The 17,578-nt window shown below is 73.5% G+C and carries 11 protein-coding genes; 6 read left to right on the plus strand and 5 right to left on the minus strand.

Annotated elements, in window-relative coordinates:
• The first annotated feature begins 34 nt into the window (after nucleotides 1-34).
• The 6 genes from ACIA6A_RS01465 to ACIA6A_RS01490 all read left to right on the plus strand — a co-directional run bounded on the left by ACIA6A_RS01465 (nucleotide 35) and on the right by ACIA6A_RS01490 (nucleotide 6,043).
• Nucleotides 35-466 carry an STAS domain-containing protein gene (locus ACIA6A_RS01465; RefSeq protein ID WP_396095395.1) on the plus strand — a complete coding sequence of 144 codons (432 nt, stop codon included), beginning with the start codon at nucleotides 35-37 and terminating at the stop codon, nucleotides 464-466.
• Nucleotides 463-2,043, plus strand: coding sequence for a diguanylate cyclase domain-containing protein (locus tag ACIA6A_RS01470; protein WP_396095396.1), 1,581 nt, complete (start codon nucleotides 463-465; stop codon nucleotides 2,041-2,043). The genes ACIA6A_RS01465 and ACIA6A_RS01470 overlap by 4 nt, the downstream gene beginning before the upstream one ends.
• Nucleotides 2,044-2,149: 106 nt before the next feature.
• A complete protein-coding gene (locus tag ACIA6A_RS01475; RefSeq protein ID WP_396095397.1) occupies nucleotides 2,150-4,462 on the plus strand; it encodes a putative bifunctional diguanylate cyclase/phosphodiesterase in 2,313 nt (770 codons plus the stop codon).
• 53 nt (nucleotides 4,463-4,515) lie between these two features.
• Complete coding sequence (locus tag ACIA6A_RS01480) at nucleotides 4,516-5,421, plus strand: MerR family transcriptional regulator (RefSeq protein ID WP_396095398.1); 906 nt, start codon at nucleotides 4,516-4,518, stop codon at nucleotides 5,419-5,421.
• A gap of 50 nt (nucleotides 5,422-5,471) precedes the next feature.
• The gene (locus ACIA6A_RS01485; RefSeq protein WP_396095399.1) at nucleotides 5,472-5,642 is read left to right on the plus strand and encodes a hypothetical protein; all 171 of its coding nucleotides are present in this window, start codon (nucleotides 5,472-5,474) and stop codon (nucleotides 5,640-5,642) included.
• 44 nt (nucleotides 5,643-5,686) lie between these two features.
• Nucleotides 5,687-6,043, plus strand: a complete 357-nt coding sequence (locus ACIA6A_RS01490; RefSeq protein ID WP_396095400.1) for a hypothetical protein — start codon at nucleotides 5,687-5,689, stop codon at nucleotides 6,041-6,043.
• 7 nt (nucleotides 6,044-6,050) lie between these two features.
• Here ACIA6A_RS01490 and pqqB read toward each other — a convergent pair whose 3' ends face one another.
• From pqqB to ACIA6A_RS01515, 5 genes are all read right to left on the minus strand, one after another.
• Nucleotides 6,051-6,902: a pyrroloquinoline quinone biosynthesis protein PqqB gene (gene pqqB / locus ACIA6A_RS01495; RefSeq protein ID WP_396095401.1), complete on the minus strand. Its 852-nt coding sequence runs from the start codon at nucleotides 6,900-6,902 to the stop codon at nucleotides 6,051-6,053.
• 110 nt (nucleotides 6,903-7,012) lie between these two features.
• The gene (locus ACIA6A_RS01500; protein ID WP_396095402.1) at nucleotides 7,013-14,287 is read right to left on the minus strand and encodes an amino acid adenylation domain-containing protein; all 7,275 of its coding nucleotides are present in this window, start codon (nucleotides 14,285-14,287) and stop codon (nucleotides 7,013-7,015) included.
• Nucleotides 14,284-15,519, minus strand: coding sequence for a class I SAM-dependent methyltransferase (locus ACIA6A_RS01505; protein ID WP_396095403.1), 1,236 nt, complete (start codon nucleotides 15,517-15,519; stop codon nucleotides 14,284-14,286). The genes ACIA6A_RS01500 and ACIA6A_RS01505 overlap by 4 nt, the downstream gene beginning before the upstream one ends.
• Nucleotides 15,516-16,319: a 2,3,4,5-tetrahydropyridine-2,6-dicarboxylate N-succinyltransferase gene (locus ACIA6A_RS01510; RefSeq protein ID WP_396095404.1), complete on the minus strand. Its 804-nt coding sequence runs from the start codon at nucleotides 16,317-16,319 to the stop codon at nucleotides 15,516-15,518. The genes ACIA6A_RS01505 and ACIA6A_RS01510 overlap by 4 nt, the downstream gene beginning before the upstream one ends.
• Nucleotides 16,316-17,515: a pyridoxal phosphate-dependent aminotransferase gene (locus ACIA6A_RS01515; protein ID WP_396095405.1), complete on the minus strand. Its 1,200-nt coding sequence runs from the start codon at nucleotides 17,513-17,515 to the stop codon at nucleotides 16,316-16,318. The genes ACIA6A_RS01510 and ACIA6A_RS01515 overlap by 4 nt, the downstream gene beginning before the upstream one ends.
• Nucleotides 17,516-17,578: the final 63 nt, after the last annotated feature.

The raw sequence follows: 17,578 nt of genomic DNA on the forward strand, positions 1-17,578 counted from the left end.
GGACGTCACCGGGGCCTGCTGCTACAACAGGACGATGAGCTCCGACCATTACGGCATCACCCGGGTCATGATCGACGGCGGCCGGGAGGTCTGTGTCCGGCTCTCCGGCGACGTCGACGGCGACGCCTGCGACGACCTGCGCCGCGAACTGTCCGACGCCGCCACCGACAACGCCGCCCCGCTGCTGGTGGTCGACCTGCACGACACCCTGTTCCTGGACTCCGAGGCCGTCGGGGCGGTGGTGGCCGGCTGCCTGCGGGCCCGGGAGTCCGGCAAACGGGCGGAGATCATCAACGCCCGGGGCGTGGTCCGGACGATCCTGGTCGTCACCGGGGTCCTCGACCTGTTCGGGGCCACCCCGGACTCCGCGACCGGTTTCGGACGCAACGTCCGGGCGCTGCCCCAGCGGTACGGTCCCGGCGGTGCGGTCAGGTTTCCCGGCCGGTTGCCGATGAGTGACATGTGACGTGGAATACGGCGGCCGGCGCCCGCCGTCGCTGGACCGCCGTGCTGCTGGTCGCCGCGGTGCTCCTGGCCGGCAGCATCGTGACCGCGCTGGTCGGCTTCACGCTGAGCCGCAGCGAGCAACGCTACGAGGCCCAGTCGATGGACCGCTACGCGACCGAGGTCAGCGCCGCCGTCACCGACGAGATCAACCGGTACGGCGAGACGCTCACCGACATGTCCCGGGCGGTGGCCGCGCAGACCGACCTCGAGAGCGACGACTTCCACGACATCACCGACGGCCTGGACGCCGACCGGCTGCCCGGCGCCAGCGGCCTCGCGTTCGTCAGCCGGGTCACCGAGACCGGCATCCCCGCCGCCCAGCGCTACTGGCGGGCCCACGGCGCCACCGGGCTCACCCTCGCCCCGTCCGGTCCCGGACCGTCGCACGACTTCGTGATCTACTCCCGCTCGCTGGACGGCGCCCCGGTCGCCCCCGGCACCGACGTCGGCACCGCCCCGGAGCTCAGCGAGGCGCTGCTCGCGGCCCGCTTCAGCGGAGACCTCACCGCCACCCGCGCGTACGTGCTGATCAAGGACCGGGGCCGGGCGGTGCCGGCGGCGTCCTTCAGTCTCGTGGCCCGCGTGACGACCCGTACCGGCGTCTTCCGGGGCTGGCTCGTCATGGGCGTGCACGGCGCCGACTTCCTCGACCGCACGCTGAGCGACCACGCCCGCGGCGTGGTCCGGGTGGTCGTGAACGAGCCGACCGGCACCGTCATCGCCAGCACGGTCCCCGGCCGGCAGGACACCGACCCGGCCCTGGTCCGCGAACGCGCGGTCAGCGTCGGCCAGCGGGTGTGGCGCCTCACCGTCCATCCCACCGACGCGCTGCTGACCGGCGCCGACCAGACCCTGCGGACGGTGGCGACCGGCTCCTGCCTCGGCATCACGATCATCCTCGCCGTCCTGGTCGGGGTGCTCGCCGGAGCCCGCAACCGGGCCGTCACCCAGGTCGAGCAGGCCACCGCCGACCTGCGCGGCGACATCGCCCGCCGCGAGGAGGTCGAGCACCGGCTGCGCGAACGCGAGAGCGAGCTCGAACACCTCGCCTTCCACGATCCCCTCACCGGTCTCGCCAACCGCAGTCTCTTCCACGAGCGCGTCACCCACGCCCTGGTCACCCATGCCCGTACCGGCGAGTCCTTCGCGGTGATCTTCATCGACCTGGACGGCTTCAAACAGGTCAACGACCGCCTCGGCCACGCCAGCGGCGACGCCCTGCTGCGCGAGGTCGGCGGCCGCCTCAGCACCTGCCTGCGGGCGAGCGACACCATCGCCCGGTTCGGCGGCGACGAGTTCGCCGTGCTCACCGAGCGTCTCGCGCTGACCGCGGACGTCCGGGTGGCGGCGGCCCGCATCGTGGAGACGGTGGGCCGTCCCTACCTGCTGCGGGGCGGCACGGCGACGGTGACGGCGAGCGTGGGGATCGCCCTCAACCGCCCCGGGGACGAGGCGGACGACGTGCTGCGCGAGGCGGACCTGGCCATGTACACGGCCAAGAAGGCCGGCAAGGCCCGTTTCATCGTCGCCGGCTGACCGCCGCGCTGATCCGCACCTCTCGTGCAACGCGGGATCTCCTCAACCCGGCCGCCGGTGAACCGATCGACACGAGTCCCGGCACCGGTAGCGGAGGACGCCCAGCATGCCCCTGACACGGCACCTCACCCGAGATCGCGCGCCCATGCTGGCCGGTGGCGTGCTGCTGGCCGCCAGCTTCCTCTGGTTCGGCGCCGGTCTGGGACACGTCCACGCACACCCGGTGCTCGGCTGGCTCCCGTTGCCCGTCATGGCCGGCCTGGCCGCCCACAGCTGCCGCCGGGCGGCTCGGGACCCGCGCTTCGACGCCGGCACCCGCCGCTTCTGGCACCACGTGAGCCTGGCCTGTGCCCTGCTGGGCGTCGGTATCCTGGCCAACGCCCACGACGCCGTCGGTGGTACCGCACCGTCGCAGCGCCTCGGCCCGCTGACGATGGTCCTGTACCTGGCCGTCACCGCGATCGTGATCTGGGCCCTGCTGCGCCTGCCGGCCTGGCAGCGCAGCCGGGCGGACTGGGTCCGGTTCGCACTGGACTCCTGCGTGGTGCTCGTGACCACCAGCGCGTTCCTGTGGCACTTCTCCCTGAGCGAGCACCAGCTCTGGCGTGCACAGACCGGCTCGGCGGCGGCGATGCTGTCCATCTGCATGATCTCGTTCGTCTCGATGATCACGTTCGCCAAGGTGGCCTTCGCCGGTGCCGGACTGCTGAACCGCCGGGCCCTGTACCACCTGGCGACGGGCACCGCCGTCAGCTCCGTTCTCGGCGGGCTCTCCCCCTTCCTCATCGACAAGCCCTATCTGTCGTCGAGTTTCGTGGCGGTGTCGACGGCCGCCTTCAGTGTGCAGCTCGCCGCGGCCCGGCAGATGCGCACCGCACCGGCCGGCCCGAGACCGCGGCGCCGCTCGCGCCGGATCAACCCGGTGCCCTACGTCGCCGTCGCCGCCGCGGATGCCCTGCTCCTGCTCACCGGCACCGGTGACCCGCGGGAGACGGTGATCATGGAGGTGGCGTCGGTGCTGCTCACCGCCCTGGTCATCGCCCGCCAGATCGTGGTGCTGCGCGACAACCAGCAGCTGCTGGACACCGTCGACGCGAGCCTGACCCGGATGCGGCACTACCAGCGGCAACTCGAGCACGACGCCACCCACGACAAGCTCACCGACGTCGGCAACCGCGCGTTCTTCGAGCACCGCACCGGTGAGCTGCTCCGGCACGGCGGCACCCTGCACGTCCTCGTGCTCGACCTCGACGACTTCAAGACCGTCAACGACCGGCTCGGCCACGGCATGGGAGACGTTCTCATCAGTACGGTCGCCGCGCGCCTCGACCGGGTCACCGGCTCGCGGGGCACCGTGGCGCGTCTCGGCGGCGACGAGTTCGTCGTCCTGCTCGACGACCTCGCACCCGGCGAGCTCGACACGCTGCTGGACACCACCCTGACCGTGCTGCGGGACCCGGTCGACCTCAACGGCACGCAGGCCCTGCCCCGGGTCAGCCTCGGTGTCACCGACAGCCGGCACACCGACGACCCCCAGGAACTGCTGCGCCGCGCCGACGTGGCCATGTACGCCGCGAAAGCGGCCGGCGGCGACCGGTGGGCCTGGTTCGACCCGATCATGGACACGCTCGCCGAGGAGACCGCCCGGCTCAGCACCGACCTGCGCCGGGCCATCACCGGCGAGCAGTTGCACCTGCTCTACCAGCCCATCGTCACCCTCCCCGACGGGGAACTCGCCGGCGTGGAGGCCCTGCTGCGCTGGCGCCACCCCGAGCACGGCCTGGTGTCACCGGACATCTTCATCCCGCTCGCCGAACGCAACGGCTTCATCATCGAGCTGGGCTACTGGGTCCTCGACCAGGCCTGCCGCCAGGCCGCGGCCTGGCAGCGCGATTACGGTACCGACGCCCCGCCCCGGATCAGCATCAACGTCTCGGCCCGGCAACTGGCCGAACCCGGCTTCACCCAGGCCATCGCCGGCATCATCGACCGCGCCGGCGTCGACCGGAGCCGCCTGCTCATCGAAGTGACCGAGACAGCGGTCCTCAGCGCCGACACCGCGGTGCAGGCCATCACCGCGCTCAAAGCACTCGGTCTGCAGATCGCGCTGGACGATTTCGGCACCGGCCATTCGTCGTTGAGCCTGCTGCTCGACTGCCCGGTCGACGTCCTGAAGATCGACAAGTCCTTCGTCAGCGGTGACGCCTCCGACGGCACCGGCGCCGTCATCGTCGAGAACATCATCGGCTTCACCAACGGACTCAGCATGAAAGCCGTCGCCGAGGGCGTCGAGACCCCCGAACAGGCGGCCAGGCTTCTCGCCGCCGGCTACCGGTACGCCCAGGGATACCACTTCGCCCGGCCGATGACCCCCGACGAACTCGCCCGATCACTGCAGGCCCGGCAACGGGTCTCGTGACGCTCGCGGTGAGCGGTTGACCTTCCAGCCGCTGCAACGTCGAGGATGCACCCATGGACGAACAAGCAGACCTGCTCACCATCGGCCGGCTCGCGCGCCGCACCGGCCTCACCGCACGAACCCTGCGCTTCTGGTCCGACGAGGGAGCCGTCCCGCCGGTGAGCCGCTCACCGAGCGGCTACCGGCTGTACGACGCCACGTCCGTGGCCCGCGTCGACCTCGTCCGCACGTTACGGGAGCTGGGGCTCGGCCTCGACGACGTACGGCGGGTGCTCGACGGCCGGGCCACCGTCGCCGAGGTCGCCGACGCGCACGTGGCCGCGATCGACGCCCAGATCCGTGCCCTGAAGGTCAGCCGGGCCGTCCTGTCCACCGTGTCGAAACGCCGATCCACCACTGAGGAGACAGCACTGATGAACCGGCTGGCACGGCTGTCCGCCACGGAACGTCTGCGGATCATCGACGACTTCACCGCGGACGTGTACGGCGGTCTCGACATCGGCCCGGACCTGCGCGACCGGGTACGCGACCTGCGCATCGACCTGCCCGATGATCCGTCGCCCGAGCAGGTGGACGCCTGGATCACCGTGGCGGGACTGCTGCAGGACCCGGACTTCCGGGCCCGGATGCGGACGTTCCTGGAACTGAACACCCCCGTACCCGGGCGGACCACGCCACCTGGTGCACGCATCTGGTGGGCCCGGCAGATCGTGGACACCGTCGCCCGAGCCAGGGACAACGGCGTTCGCCCCGACGAGCCGGCCGCCGCCGACCTGGTCGCCACCATGTTCGGCGATGCCGATCTCGGTGCGATCCTGGTATCCCTCGAGGCAGGCATCGACGCGGGCGCGGAGCGGTACCGCGGGCTGGTCTCCCGGGTGCGCGGGGAACGCGGCGCGTCCGACGCCACCGAGGACTTGCGCTGGCTGGCCACAGCTCTGCGGAACGCCCTCACCTAGGCAGCCGCCCGGTGCGAACACTTTTCGGGTGGCGGCGAAGTACCCGTGTGATGCACCCTGAGGACCGTGACACCGGCAAGCTCGTCGGCCAGGACCAGGACAGCGGCACCACCTGGGGCCGGCTCCCCTGGTCGACGAGGGAGACGAAGAAGGGCGACCTCCTGCTGCAGGTGCTGTACCGCGAGCCGATCATCGTCAACGAGCCCGGCGCGACGTCCTGACGGGCGTTAAGACGTCCTTAAGCGGGGCGGGTTTCCCTCGGGCCATGACTCCACGACCGGTATTCGCCTCCGTGACCCTGGTGCTCGCCCTGGTACTGACGGGCTGCTCCTCCTCCCCCACCACCGCCGGCCCGGCTCCCGCCGACGCCCCGGCCGCCGCCGCCCCGATCCCGGCGGACGAGCTCTGTGCGTACCTGGAGAAGGAAGCGCCCCGGATCAAGGAGCCGGGCACCGAGATCGGCGTGATGGCCCAGCTGACCACCAGCATCGCCGACCTGTACGGCGACCATCTCGACCAGCTCGACGGCGACGTGATCGACGCCCAGGCGCGCGAGACGTGCCCGGACATCCGCGCCGAGCTGACCGCGGCGGCCGGGGTGACGAGCTTCGGGGATCTCTGAACGCTCGTCAGGCGAAGCTGAGGTCGCCGGCCTCGGGGGCGACGCGGGCACCGGACGCGGTCACCGTCCGGTGCTCGGTGGTGTCCTCGTGGGCGGCCGGGTTGGTGTGGTTGAGGTGGGTGTACACGTAGGCCGGGCCGTGGTGGCCGGTGATCAGCGGCAGGGAGTCGACCATCGGGAGGTGGCCGGCGGCCCGGGCGCTGCGGCCGGGGATCTCGTCCTCGCGGTAGTGCGTGCCGTCCAGGATCACGGCGTCGGCCCCGAGGGTGGCCTCGGTGAAGGACTCGCTCCAGCCGGGCAGGCACGGGGCGTACACCAGGGTCCGGCCGTTGGCGGTGACGCGGTAGCCGGTCACCCCGTCGGTGGCGTCCGGCGCGGCGGCCGCGTAGCGGGGTTTCCTGGTGCCGAGCGCCACCGGGGTGACGGTGAGGCCGCCGTCGAGGTCGAGCGGTTTGCCCGCGACGACCGGGCGGGTGGTCACCTCGGTGCGAGCGGCGGCGAGGGCGAGCGACGGGGTCACCGCCAGCACCGTCTCGGTGGCGTGCACGGTCAGGGACTCGGCTTCGCGCAGTGCGGCCAGGCCGAGGGTGTGGCCGGGTTCGGCGCTGGTGAGCAGCACGCCGCGCACGGGGGTGCGGCGGGTCCCCGGTGCCGGGGCGAGGCCGGGGGTGCGCAGCAGCTGGGTGCGGATGTCCGCAGAGGCGTTGATCAGGTACCACGCGTCACCGTCGCCGGTCACGGCGAGGCCGTCCCCGGTGCGCTCGGTGCCGGTGCGGCGGGCCCGGGCACAGCCGGGGCAGCCGCAGTTCCACTGCGGCAGCCCGCCGCCGGCGGCGGTGCCGAGGAACAGCACTCTCACGGGACACCGCCTTGATGACGCGCCGGGGCAGGGGAACGCGTCGATCCTGGCACGCGCCGGCGGCGACCACCAGAGCGGGGGCCGGGTGCGGCCCCCGCTCCGTCGACGGGTCAGAGGCGGGCGTCCGCCAGGCGTTGCTGGGTGTCGCGGTCCTCGATCTCACCGGTGGGGGTCAGGTCGGGCAGGGCGTCCTCGACGAAGCGCAACCGGCGGTTGAACCAGCCCCGGGCCGCCCACAGCGTCATGATGATGCCGCTGACCACGATGACCAGGGCCAGTCCCCGGCCCGGACCGGTGCCGAGGACCGGGCCGAGCGTGCCGGCCAGGGCTCCGGAGGGTTCGAGCAGGGGGCGGAACCAGTGGTCGGCGGCCGGGCCGACCAGGACGTACCCGAGCGGCATGGTCAGCATCATCACGGTCATGAAGATGCTCAGGACCCGGCCCTGCAGGTCGAAGCCGACCTTGGCCTGGATCAGCGACATCCAGTGGCCGTTGATCAGCGACTCGGAGGCCGACATGGTGAACATGCCCAGGACCAGCAGCCAGGGCTCGGTGAACAGGCCGACCACCATGAGGCCGATGTTGTTCACCGCCATGAAGACGATCATGCCGTCGGTACGGCGGACGGTGCCGCCCCAGACGCTCATGATCAGGGCGCCCACCAGGGTACCCACGCCGCCGGCGCTGAGTACGAGGCCGAGGGTGGCCGTGTCGTGCTCGATCAGGATCAGCGGGACGATCAGCGCGAACCCGGCGGTGTAGAAGATGTGGTCGACGGTGAAGAACCACAGGGCCGAGACCAGGCCCGGGCGCTTGGCGATGAAGCGCCAGCCGTGCAGGATCTGTGCCCGTACGGTCTCCTCGCGCTTCTTGAACGCCCGGTCCGGGAACCGCACGGCCTGCAGGGTGACCACCGCGACCAGGAACGTCGCGACGTCGACCAGCAGCACCGACTGCAGCGGCAGGACCGCCAGCAGCGGCGCGGCGAGCATCGGGGCGAACAGCGCTCCCGCTCCGACACCGAGCTGGGCGATGCCGTTCGCCTGCCCGAGGAACGCCTTCGGGACCAGCTGGGAGATGGCGGCCGCGTAGGCCGGGCGTTGGAAGGCCGATGCCAGGGACGTGAGCGCGCACAGGGCGTACACCTGGGCGATCTGCAGGTTGTCCGCCCACATGAGACCGATCAGGATGATCGTGGCCAGGCCGGCCGCGCCGTCGGAGACGAGCATGACCTTGCGGCGGTCGTAGCGGTCGGCGACGGCACCGGCGAACGGGCCGGCGAGGATGCCGGGGAGCAGGGCGACCGCGCTGATGAACGCGAAGTCGGTGATCCTCCCGGTCTGCTGGAACACCCACAGGCTCATGACGAGCTGACTGAGGGCGCTGCCGACCAGCGACACGAACTGCCCGGCCGCGACCACCCCGAAGCGGCGCAGGCTGGGTTTCGGGCCGTCGAGCTTTTCGCGGGGTACGGGCGCCGGCCAGTCCCCGCCGAGGATGCCGGCCAGCGGCACCGCCTGATGCTTGAGGAACCCGTGACCGGCCTTGGGGATGACCGCGAGCGACACGTCGTCGGAGTACTGCTCCCATTCCCGGTAGCGCTCGGTGTACAGCTCGGTGACCCGGTCCTTGTCACCGACGACGCTGAGGATCGGGGCCTTCAGTTTCGGGCCGCCGTCGTCGCGCAGCGTCCGGGCGTAGAAGTCCTCGGAGCCGCGTTCGTCGTGGCGGACCGCGCGCATCGCGAACGCCCGCTCGGCCGGGTCGGCGAACTCGTCGAAACCGCCGCCCAGGGCGCGGATCTCGTCGAGGATGGCCCGGTCGGAGACGAGCCGGTCGGGCTGGAAGCGGCGGTACACCCAGTCGGCGACCTTGCCGGGCAGCCGGGCCATCGGGAACATCGCCCCGACCGCCACTCCCTTCAACGGCATCCCGGCCGCCTCCATGCGGCGGCCGAGTTCCATGGTCATCGCGGAACCGTGGCAGTGGCCGTACAGATAGAACGGTCCCGGCAGTGCGGAGACCTCCGCCAGCGTCGCGGTCATCAGGTCGTCGAACGTGGGTGACGGCTCGTCGGGCCTGCTCCAGTCCCGGCCGGGCACCTGCAGCGCGTGCACGGCCCAGCCGTCCGGCATGGCCGCGGCGAGCGGCTCGAACGACAGCGCGTGCCCACCGGAGTACGGCAGGCAGATCAGCGTGCCCCGGGTCGGGTCCGTGTCGTCGCGGGTGAGCCGTTGCAGCAACGTGGCCGGGGCCGCCGGGGCCGCCGGTGCCGCCGGGTCGGGGGCCGGGGCGAGCAGGCTGTCGAGGTGGGCGGCGAGGTCCCGCAGGACCGGGTTGCGGTACAGGTCGAGCAACGCGATCCGCACGCCGTACTCCGCGTGCACCGCGCGGGCCATCCGCAGCGCCGAGAACGAGTCACCGCCGAGCGCGAAGAACGCGTCGTCGGGTCCGGGTCCGCGGCCCAGCAGCGTCGCCCAGATCGTGGCCAGCCCGCGCTGGGTCGCGGTCTCCGGTTCGGCCCGCGCCGCGTCGTGGTTCTCCGGTGGTGGGTCCGGCAGGGCGCGGCGGTCCACCTTGCCGTTGGGTGTCAACGGCAGCTCCGGTACGGACACCAGGTGGGCGGGCACCGCGAAGTGCGGCAACGTGTCCTGCAGAGCCCGGCGCAGCCCCGGCTCACGTCCCGTGACACCGACCAGGTATCCGGCGATCCGACCGTCGCGCACGTCGGCGGCCGCGGCGGTGACCCCGGGCAGCGCGGCCAGCGCGGCCTCGACCTCCCCCAGCTCGATCCGGTGCCCGCTGACCTTCACCTGATCGTCGAGCCGCCCGAGCAGGTGCACCGTGCCGTCGGGACGCACCCGTGCCGCGTCACCGGTCAGGTACCACCCGTCGCGGAACCGCTCGGCGGTCAGCTCGGGACGATTGTGGTAGCCCAGTGCCACCCCCGCGCCGCCGATCCACAACTCGCCCGCGGTGCCGTACGGGACCGGCTCGCCGTACGGGTCGCGCACGGTCAGCACGTTGCCCGGGTACGGCCGCCCGATCGGCAGCACCGCGTCGTCACCCATCCCGGCCACGTCACCGTCGAAGTACGCGTTGTCGATGGTCGCCTCGGTGACGCCGTACGAGTTGACGACCCGCCCGCCCGCACCGACCAGCGCGCGGGCCCGGCGATACTCGTGGACGTACCATTTCTCCGCCCCGCCGGCGAGGATCCGCAGGTCGGGCAGGCGATCGTGGCCGAGCAGACCGCGCAGCACGGTCGGGACAAGCTCGGCGACCGCGACCTTCTCGGTGCGCAGCAGCTCGTGCAGCGCGTCCGCGTCGAGCAGCGTCTCCCGGGGGCAGACGACCAGGTGGCCACCGGTTGCCAGGGCCCGCAGACTCTCGCCGGCGAACACGTCGAACGAGAACCCGGCCGCCTGCAGGTGGACCTGCCCGGGACGCAGGTCGTAGGCCGCCCGCCAGCCGGCGACGGCGTGCCGCAGGTTGGCGTGCGACACCAGCACACCCTTGGGCTTCCCGGTGGTGCCCGAGGTGTACAGCACGTACGCGACGTCACCCTGCACGCCGTCGCCCTGCACGCCGTCGCCCCGCACGCCGTCACCCCGCACGCCGTCGGACCCTGCAGCGTCGCCCTGCGCGACGGCGGAACCCAGGGCGGCGGAACCCAGGGCGGCGGAACCCGCGGTGGCCGGCCTCGCCTCGATGCCGCCGGGGCCGATCACCGCCCGGACGTCGCCGTCGGCGAGCAGGTATTCCTGGCGGTCGACCGGGTAGTCCGGGTCCACCGGCAGGTATGCCGCGCCGACCCGCCACGCCGCCAGGATCGCGGCGTAGCTGCCGGGGCTGCGCGGCAACCGGATCGCGACCCGGTCCCCGCGCCCCACCCCGGCGGCACTGAGCCGCGTGGCGAGCGTCGCCGCCTCGTCGTCCAGGCGCCGGTACGTCCACCGCTCGTCGCCGAGGCTGACCGCGATCGCGTCCGGGGTGGTGCGGGCGAACCCGGCGATCAGGTCCGCCGGGGCACCGAGGTCCGGTGCGGACGGTGCCGAGGCCGCGTCGAGGAGCCGGACCCGTTGCGACGCGGAGAACAGGGGCAGCCTGGCAACCGGTTGCCGCGGGTCGGCCACCCCGGCGGCGAGCAGGGTCAGCACCTCGTCGGCGAGCCGTTCCACGCTCGCCGCGTCGAACAGCTCCGCGGCGTACTCCGCGTACAGGACGGGGGCGCCGTCGGGGAAGTCGACGCTGAACGTCAGATCGAGCTTGGTCATGTCCGGGTGGGTGCCGCCGAGGAACTCCACCCGGGTGTCGCCGCTGGTGGCGATCGCAGGCGGGGTGTTCTGCACGATGAGCATGACCTGCGTCAGCGGTCCCCGGTCCGGGCGGCCCGGCAGCCCGAGCGCGGCGGGCAGCCGCCCCATCGGCGGGTCGTCGTGGCTGAGCGCGCCCAGCACGGTGTCCTGGGCGCGGGTCACCAGTGTCGCGAAGTCCGGGTCGCCGGAGACGTCGGTGCGCAGCGGCACGACGGTGATGAACGCGCCGACGGTCCGCTCCCGTCCGGCGTCGGTGCGGTGCGCGACCGGCGACAGCACGGTGATGTCGGTGCGCCCGGTGACCCGCGACAGCACGGCCTGCAGCGCGGCCAGCACGACGGTCGCGACGCTGGCCCCGGACCGGCGGGCGAGTTCCCCGGCGGCGGTGAGCAGCCCCGGGTCGACGGGCCGCTCGACGAGACCGCCCCGGAACGACCGCACCGGCGGGCGCGGCCGGTCGGCCGGCACCAGCACCTCGGTGTCGAGACCTGCCAGCCGCTGCTTCCAGTACGGCAGCGAGTCCGGCCGCGGGCCCGCCAGGTGACCGGCGTAGTCCCCGGCGGGCTCGGGCTCCACACCGTCGAGCAGCGCGGCCAGGTCCTCGGCCAGCGTCGTCGCGGACCAGCCGTCGAAGACCAGGTGGTGCACGGCCACGACCAGCTCGGTCCCGTCGTCGCCCAGCAGCAGCGTCGCCGCGATCAGACCGCCGGCCGCCGGATCGAGGACGGTACGCCCACGTTCCGCCCGCAACCGCGCGGCCGGGTCGCCGCCGGCGTGGTGGACCGCGAGCGGCACCGGGCGGGCCGGACCGCCGAACACCATGACCGGCTCGTCACCGTCCTGCCGGAACGTGGCCCGCAGCGCGTCGTGCCGGGCGACGACCCCGTCGAGCGCCGCCTGGATCCGCGCCGGGTCGGCGGTCCCGGTGATCCGGTACCGCAGCCCGATGGTGTGCAGCGGCGTACCGGGATGGAACTGCTCGGCCAGCCACGTGTCCCGCTGAAACTCGGTGAGCGGCCGCACCACACCCGCAGTCGCAAGGCCGGCCCCGACGCCGCCATCGGCCCCGGTAAGGCCGGTCTTCCCCGCAGCAACCGGGCTGACCTCATCCCCGGCAGAGCCGCCTGCCCCCATGACCAAGCCGCCTGCCCCCGCGACAAGGCCGCCTTCCCTCGCGACAAAGCCGCCTGCCCTCGCGACGAGGCCGCCTTCCCTCGCGACGAGGCCGGCCCTCCCCTCCGCCGCGGGACCGGCTTCATCCGCGGCGCGGGCAGCGACCAGGGCGGCGATCGCCCGGACGGTCGGGGTCGCGTGCAGGTCGGCGATCGTCAGGCGGACACCCAGGTCGCGGGTGATGCGGGTGCTGATCTGCACCAGGCTCAGCGAATGCGCGCCGAGGTCCAGCAACGACTCGTCCAGGCCGACCGCACCGGCCTTCAGCACCCCGGCGGCCAGCGCGGCCACCTGCCGCTCCAGCTCGGTGCCGTCCTCCTGCGGGACGGTCGACAGCTCCGGCGCACCGTGCAGGGCCGGGAAGTCGACCTTGTCACGGTCGTTGCGCGGGAACGACGCCACCGGCACGAGACGCGACGGCACGCTGTGCGCGGGGAGATGATCTTTCAGGTACGCCCGGAGCGCACCGACGTCCGTACCGTCCATGATCAGGTAGGCGGCGAGCGCGCCACGGGCCCGGTCCAGGTCGACGACGGCGTCGCGGACCGCCGGGTGGGCCAGCAGCGCCCGCTCGACCTCGGCCGGCTCGACCCGGAAGCCGCGGACCTTGAGCTGGCGGTCGATCCGGCCCCGGAACGCGAGCCGGCCGTCCGGGCGCAGCCGCACCCGGTCACCGGTGCGGTAGTAACGCTGCCCGTCCTGCCCCACGCCGAAACGGTTCGCGGTGAGCTCGGGCTGGCCGAGGTACCCGACCGCCACGACCGGGCCGCCGAGCAGCAGCTCGCCGTCCTGTCCGGCGGGCAGGTCGGCACCGTCCTCGCCGACGACCCGGAACGCGACACCGGGCAGCGGGCGCCCCACGGTCGGCTCGGTGGGCAGCTCGGCGTCACTGCGCGGGCCGGCCAGCTCGTCGACGGTGGCGACGACGGTGCATTCGGTCGGGCCGTACTCGTTGACCAGCCGCACCCGCGGGTCGAGCGGCAGCGCCCGCCAGCCCGCGACCCGGTCCGAGCGGATCTCCTCCCCACCGGCGGTGACCACCCGCACCGAGGCGGGCAGCCGCAGGCCGTCGCGCACCATCGCGTCGACCAGCTCGTGCCAGTACGCGGTGGGCAGGAACAGCACGCTGATCTCCCAGGCCGCGCACCGGTCCAGGAACCCCGCGATCGAGGAGATCATCTCGTCGTCGCGCAGCACGATCGTGGCCCCGGCCAGCAGCGGCGGGAACACCTCCTCGATGCACGCGTCGAACGACATCGACACGAACTGCAGGATCCGGTCGCCGGGCCGCATCTCGTAGTAGTCGACGGCGACCCGGCTGAAGTGTTCGAGCGCCCGCCGCGGGATACCGACCCCCTTGGCCCGCCCGGTGGTGCCCGAGGTGTGGATGACGTACGCCAGCGCGTCCGGGTCGTCGGCCCAGCCCAGGCCCGCGGGACCGACCGCGACCGGATCGGCCTCGGCCACCGGTCCGGCGGCGGCGACGCAGCGCAACCCCGCGCCGGTGAACGCGGAGCTGAAGCGAGGGCCGGTGACCACGATGTGCACACCCGCGTCGCGCACGATGCCGGCGAGGCGGCCGGGTGGGTCGGTGGGATCCAGCGGCACGAAGCCGGCGTCGGCGAGCAGGATGCCGAGCATCGCGACGACGGTGTCCGCCCCGCGCACGGCGGCCAGCCCGACCGGGTCACCCGGCCGGGCCCCGGCGGCCACCACCCGGGCGGCCACGCCCTGGGCCTCGGCGTACAGCTCGGCGTAGGTGAGGGCCCGGTCCCCCTCGACCAGTGCCACGGCCGACGGGCCGGCCGTCACCCGCTCCCGGATCGCGGCGAGCAGCCCGGTCCGGGTCTCGTCGCGGTCCGGCCCCGGACGGTACGCGGTCTGCGTGGTCACCTGTCGCTCCTCAGCCTGTCACTCGTGCCGGCTCCGGGGTCACCGGGCCGCAGCACGTCGGTCCACACGGCCGGGGCACTGTCCCCGGCCACGAACAACACATCCACCGCGCCGGGGTCACCGGGCGCGAACGTCACCGCGACCCGGTACCCGAGCTCCGCGGCCATCTCATGGAACGACTCCGGATCGACCGCCGAACCGGAGCCGTCCCGGCCGGCCGCGGGCCCGGGCGAGGCGGCGCCGGTCTCGTTCAGGGGAGCGCCGGGCTCGTGCACAGCAGCGCCAGACGCATGCACGGCAGCGCCGGGGTCGTGCAGGGCTCGGTCGGCGGCCACCTCGGCGGCGAGCCGGTCGTCGGGTACGTCCACCACCCGCAGCCGCCCCGGCCGTTCGGCCCGCAGGTGCCGCCCGAGCGCGCCCAGGTCGCCGCCCCACGGGAGGACCGGGGCCTCTGCCAGGGAGAACCGGTCCGGGTGGAGCACGACGTCGTACCGGTGGCGGGTCAGCTCGTTGTGGGCGTACCCACGGCGCAGCTGGATGTCCGCCGGGCCGGGCGCGGCGAACCAGGCCGGGTCGACGAGCAGCTCGCGGTCCTGGCCGAGGTGCGCGGCGACCTCGCGCCGCAGCCGCTCGGGCGACGTCCCGGCCGGCATCCGGCGCAGCTGCACCGCCGACGCGAGGACCCGGGCACTGCGGGCGTTGCGCACGTCGCCGAGATAGATCCGGCCGCCGGGGGTGAGCCGGGCCGACGCCGCGTCGATGACCGCCCGCAGGTAGTCCAGGCCCGGGAAGTACTGCACCACCGAGTTGAGGATCACGGTGTCGAAGGTCTCGGTGAGCCGGCCGGTCTCGTGCGCGGCGTACGGGTGCAGCTCGACGTTCGCGGCGAGCCGGGGATGGTGGGTGAGCTTCGCCCGGAACGTGTCGATCGCGACCGAGGACAGGTCCGTCCCGACGTAGCGGTCCACGAGCGGGGCGACCTTGGCCAGGATGTGCCCGTCCCCGACGCCGATCTCGAGCACCCGGCGCGGTCGCAGCGCCAGCACCCGGTCCACGGTGGCCATCCGCCACTCGCGCATCTCGGCGACCGGGATCGGCGTCCCGTCGTACACGCTGTCCCAGCCGGTGAAGTCCTCGCCGATCACATCGGCCCAGCCGTCCTCGTAGAGGAAGTCGTAGACGTCACGCCACCCCTCGACCACGCGCAGGTCGTCGGCGGAAAAGGTGCTCATGCGGCGTACCCGTGCTCTCGGAAGAGGTCGTTGATCTGCAGGTTGTCCGGGGTCTCGCCCGGCGCGAGGCGGCGCAGCACCAGCAGGCAGGGGGTGCTGAAGTCGCCGCCGGGGAAGCTCTGGCGCCGGTAGGCCGTGACGCACACCGACCAGGCCGGTGCCTCGCCGCGCGGCAGGTCCTCGCCGGTCTGCGCGTCGACGACCCGGGTGGTGCCGGTGAGCAGGGTGCCCGCGCCGAGTTTCGCGCCGGTCCGCACCCGGGCGCCCTCGACGACGATCGAGCGGGACCCGACGAACGCGTCGTCCTCGACCACGACCGGGACGGCCCCGGCGGGTTCGAGCACGCCGCCGAGGCCGACGCCGCCGGACAGGTGCACGCGCTGCCCGACGGACGCGCACGACCCGACCGTCGCCCAGGTGTCGACCATGGTCCCGGACCCGACGTACGCGCCGATGTTGACGAACGACGGCATCAGCACCGCCCCGGGCGCCAGGTGGGACCCGAACCGGGCGATCGCGCCGGGCACCATCCGGACACCGTCGAACCGGTGCTTGAGCGGCAGCCGGTCCCGGTACCGGAACGGGCCGGCCTGCGAGTCGGTCAGCCCGTACAGCCGGAACGCGAGCAGGATCGCCCGGCGGGCCCGCTCGTCGACGATCACGTCCCCGCCGTCCGGGCCGACGGTCGCGACCCGGTCGGTGCCGCGGTCCAGCCGGTCGAGGGCCTCGGTCACCACGTGTACGGCCTTGTCGTCGGCGGGCGACAGCTCGGCCCGCCGCTCCCACAGTTCGTCGATCACACCGTCTCCTCAGGTCTCAGCAGAGCGAGCCGGGCGGCCACCTCGGCGGGATCGCGCACCGCGGCGATCCGGACAGATCCGGCGCCGGCCGGTCCGTACCCGAGGCCGGGCGCGACCACGACCCCGGCGTCCACCGCGAGCCGCCGCGCAAAAGCCGCACCGTCACCGGCCGGGGCCGCGACCCAGGCGAACAGGCCGCCGCCGGGCCGGTCGCACGGGAATCCGTGGTGCCGCAACGCGTCGACGAGGCCGGTGACCCGGGCCCGGTTGCGGTCGCGCTGGGCGTCCGCGGCCCCGTCGTCGGCGAGCAGCTGGGCGGCGGCGTCCTGGGACGCGGCCGACGCCATCAGGCCCGCGTCGCGACGGCTGCGTATCAGCGCACGAACCAGGTCCGGGTCGCCCGCGTAGAAGCCGGCGCGCAGGCCGGGCGCGTTGGAGCGCTTGGCAAGGCTGTGCACCGCGAGCACCCCGCCCGAGCCCGCGCCCGAGCCCACGCCCGTGCCCGCGCTCAAACCCGAACCAACGCCCGTGCCCACGCCCACGCCCACGCCCGTGCCCGTGCCCGTGCCCGTGCCCGTGCCCGTGCCCGTGCCCAGGATCGTGCGCGGCGGGCCGGCCCAGGTCGTCTCGGCGTAGGCCTCGTCGGACGCGACCACCACACCGTGCTCCCGGCCCCACGCGGCGAGCGCCGGCAGGTCCTCCAGCACCCCGGCCGGGTTGCCGGGGCTGGTCACCCACAGCAGCAGAGCGCGCCCGGCGATGTCCGGCGCCAGTTCCTCGGGACGCATCCGCAGATCAGGACCGACCGGCATCCGGTACGCCCGCAGCCCCGCCAGCTCGGCCCCCACCGCATACGTCGGGTAGCAGAGCGCGGGGATCAGCACCACGTCCCGCCGCGGGTCGGCGCGCAGGCGACGCAGGTGCACGGGCAACCCGGCGACGAATTCCTTGGCCCCGGCGCAGGCGGCGACCGCGTCCGTGCGTACCCCGAACCGGCGCAGCAGGTAGCCGGCGGCCGCCGCCCGGAACGCGGGCGTCCCGGCGCTGGGTGGGTACCCCCCGGCGAGCGCCGCCGGGCCCGGCACCACCCGCGGCGGCGGATCGGCCGGCACGCCCAGCGACAGGTCCAGGACCGGCTGCCCGGACGTCCCCGCGAGCGCCAGCAGCTGCTCGCGGGTCACCAACGAGGGGGTCACCGGCAACGAGGGCGTCACCGGCAACGAGGGGGTCATTGGCAACGAGGGCGTCATTGGCAACGA

This window comes from Actinoplanes sp. NPDC051494 (assembly GCF_044454705.1).
Classification (GTDB): Bacteria; Actinomycetota; Actinomycetes; order Mycobacteriales; family Micromonosporaceae; genus Actinoplanes.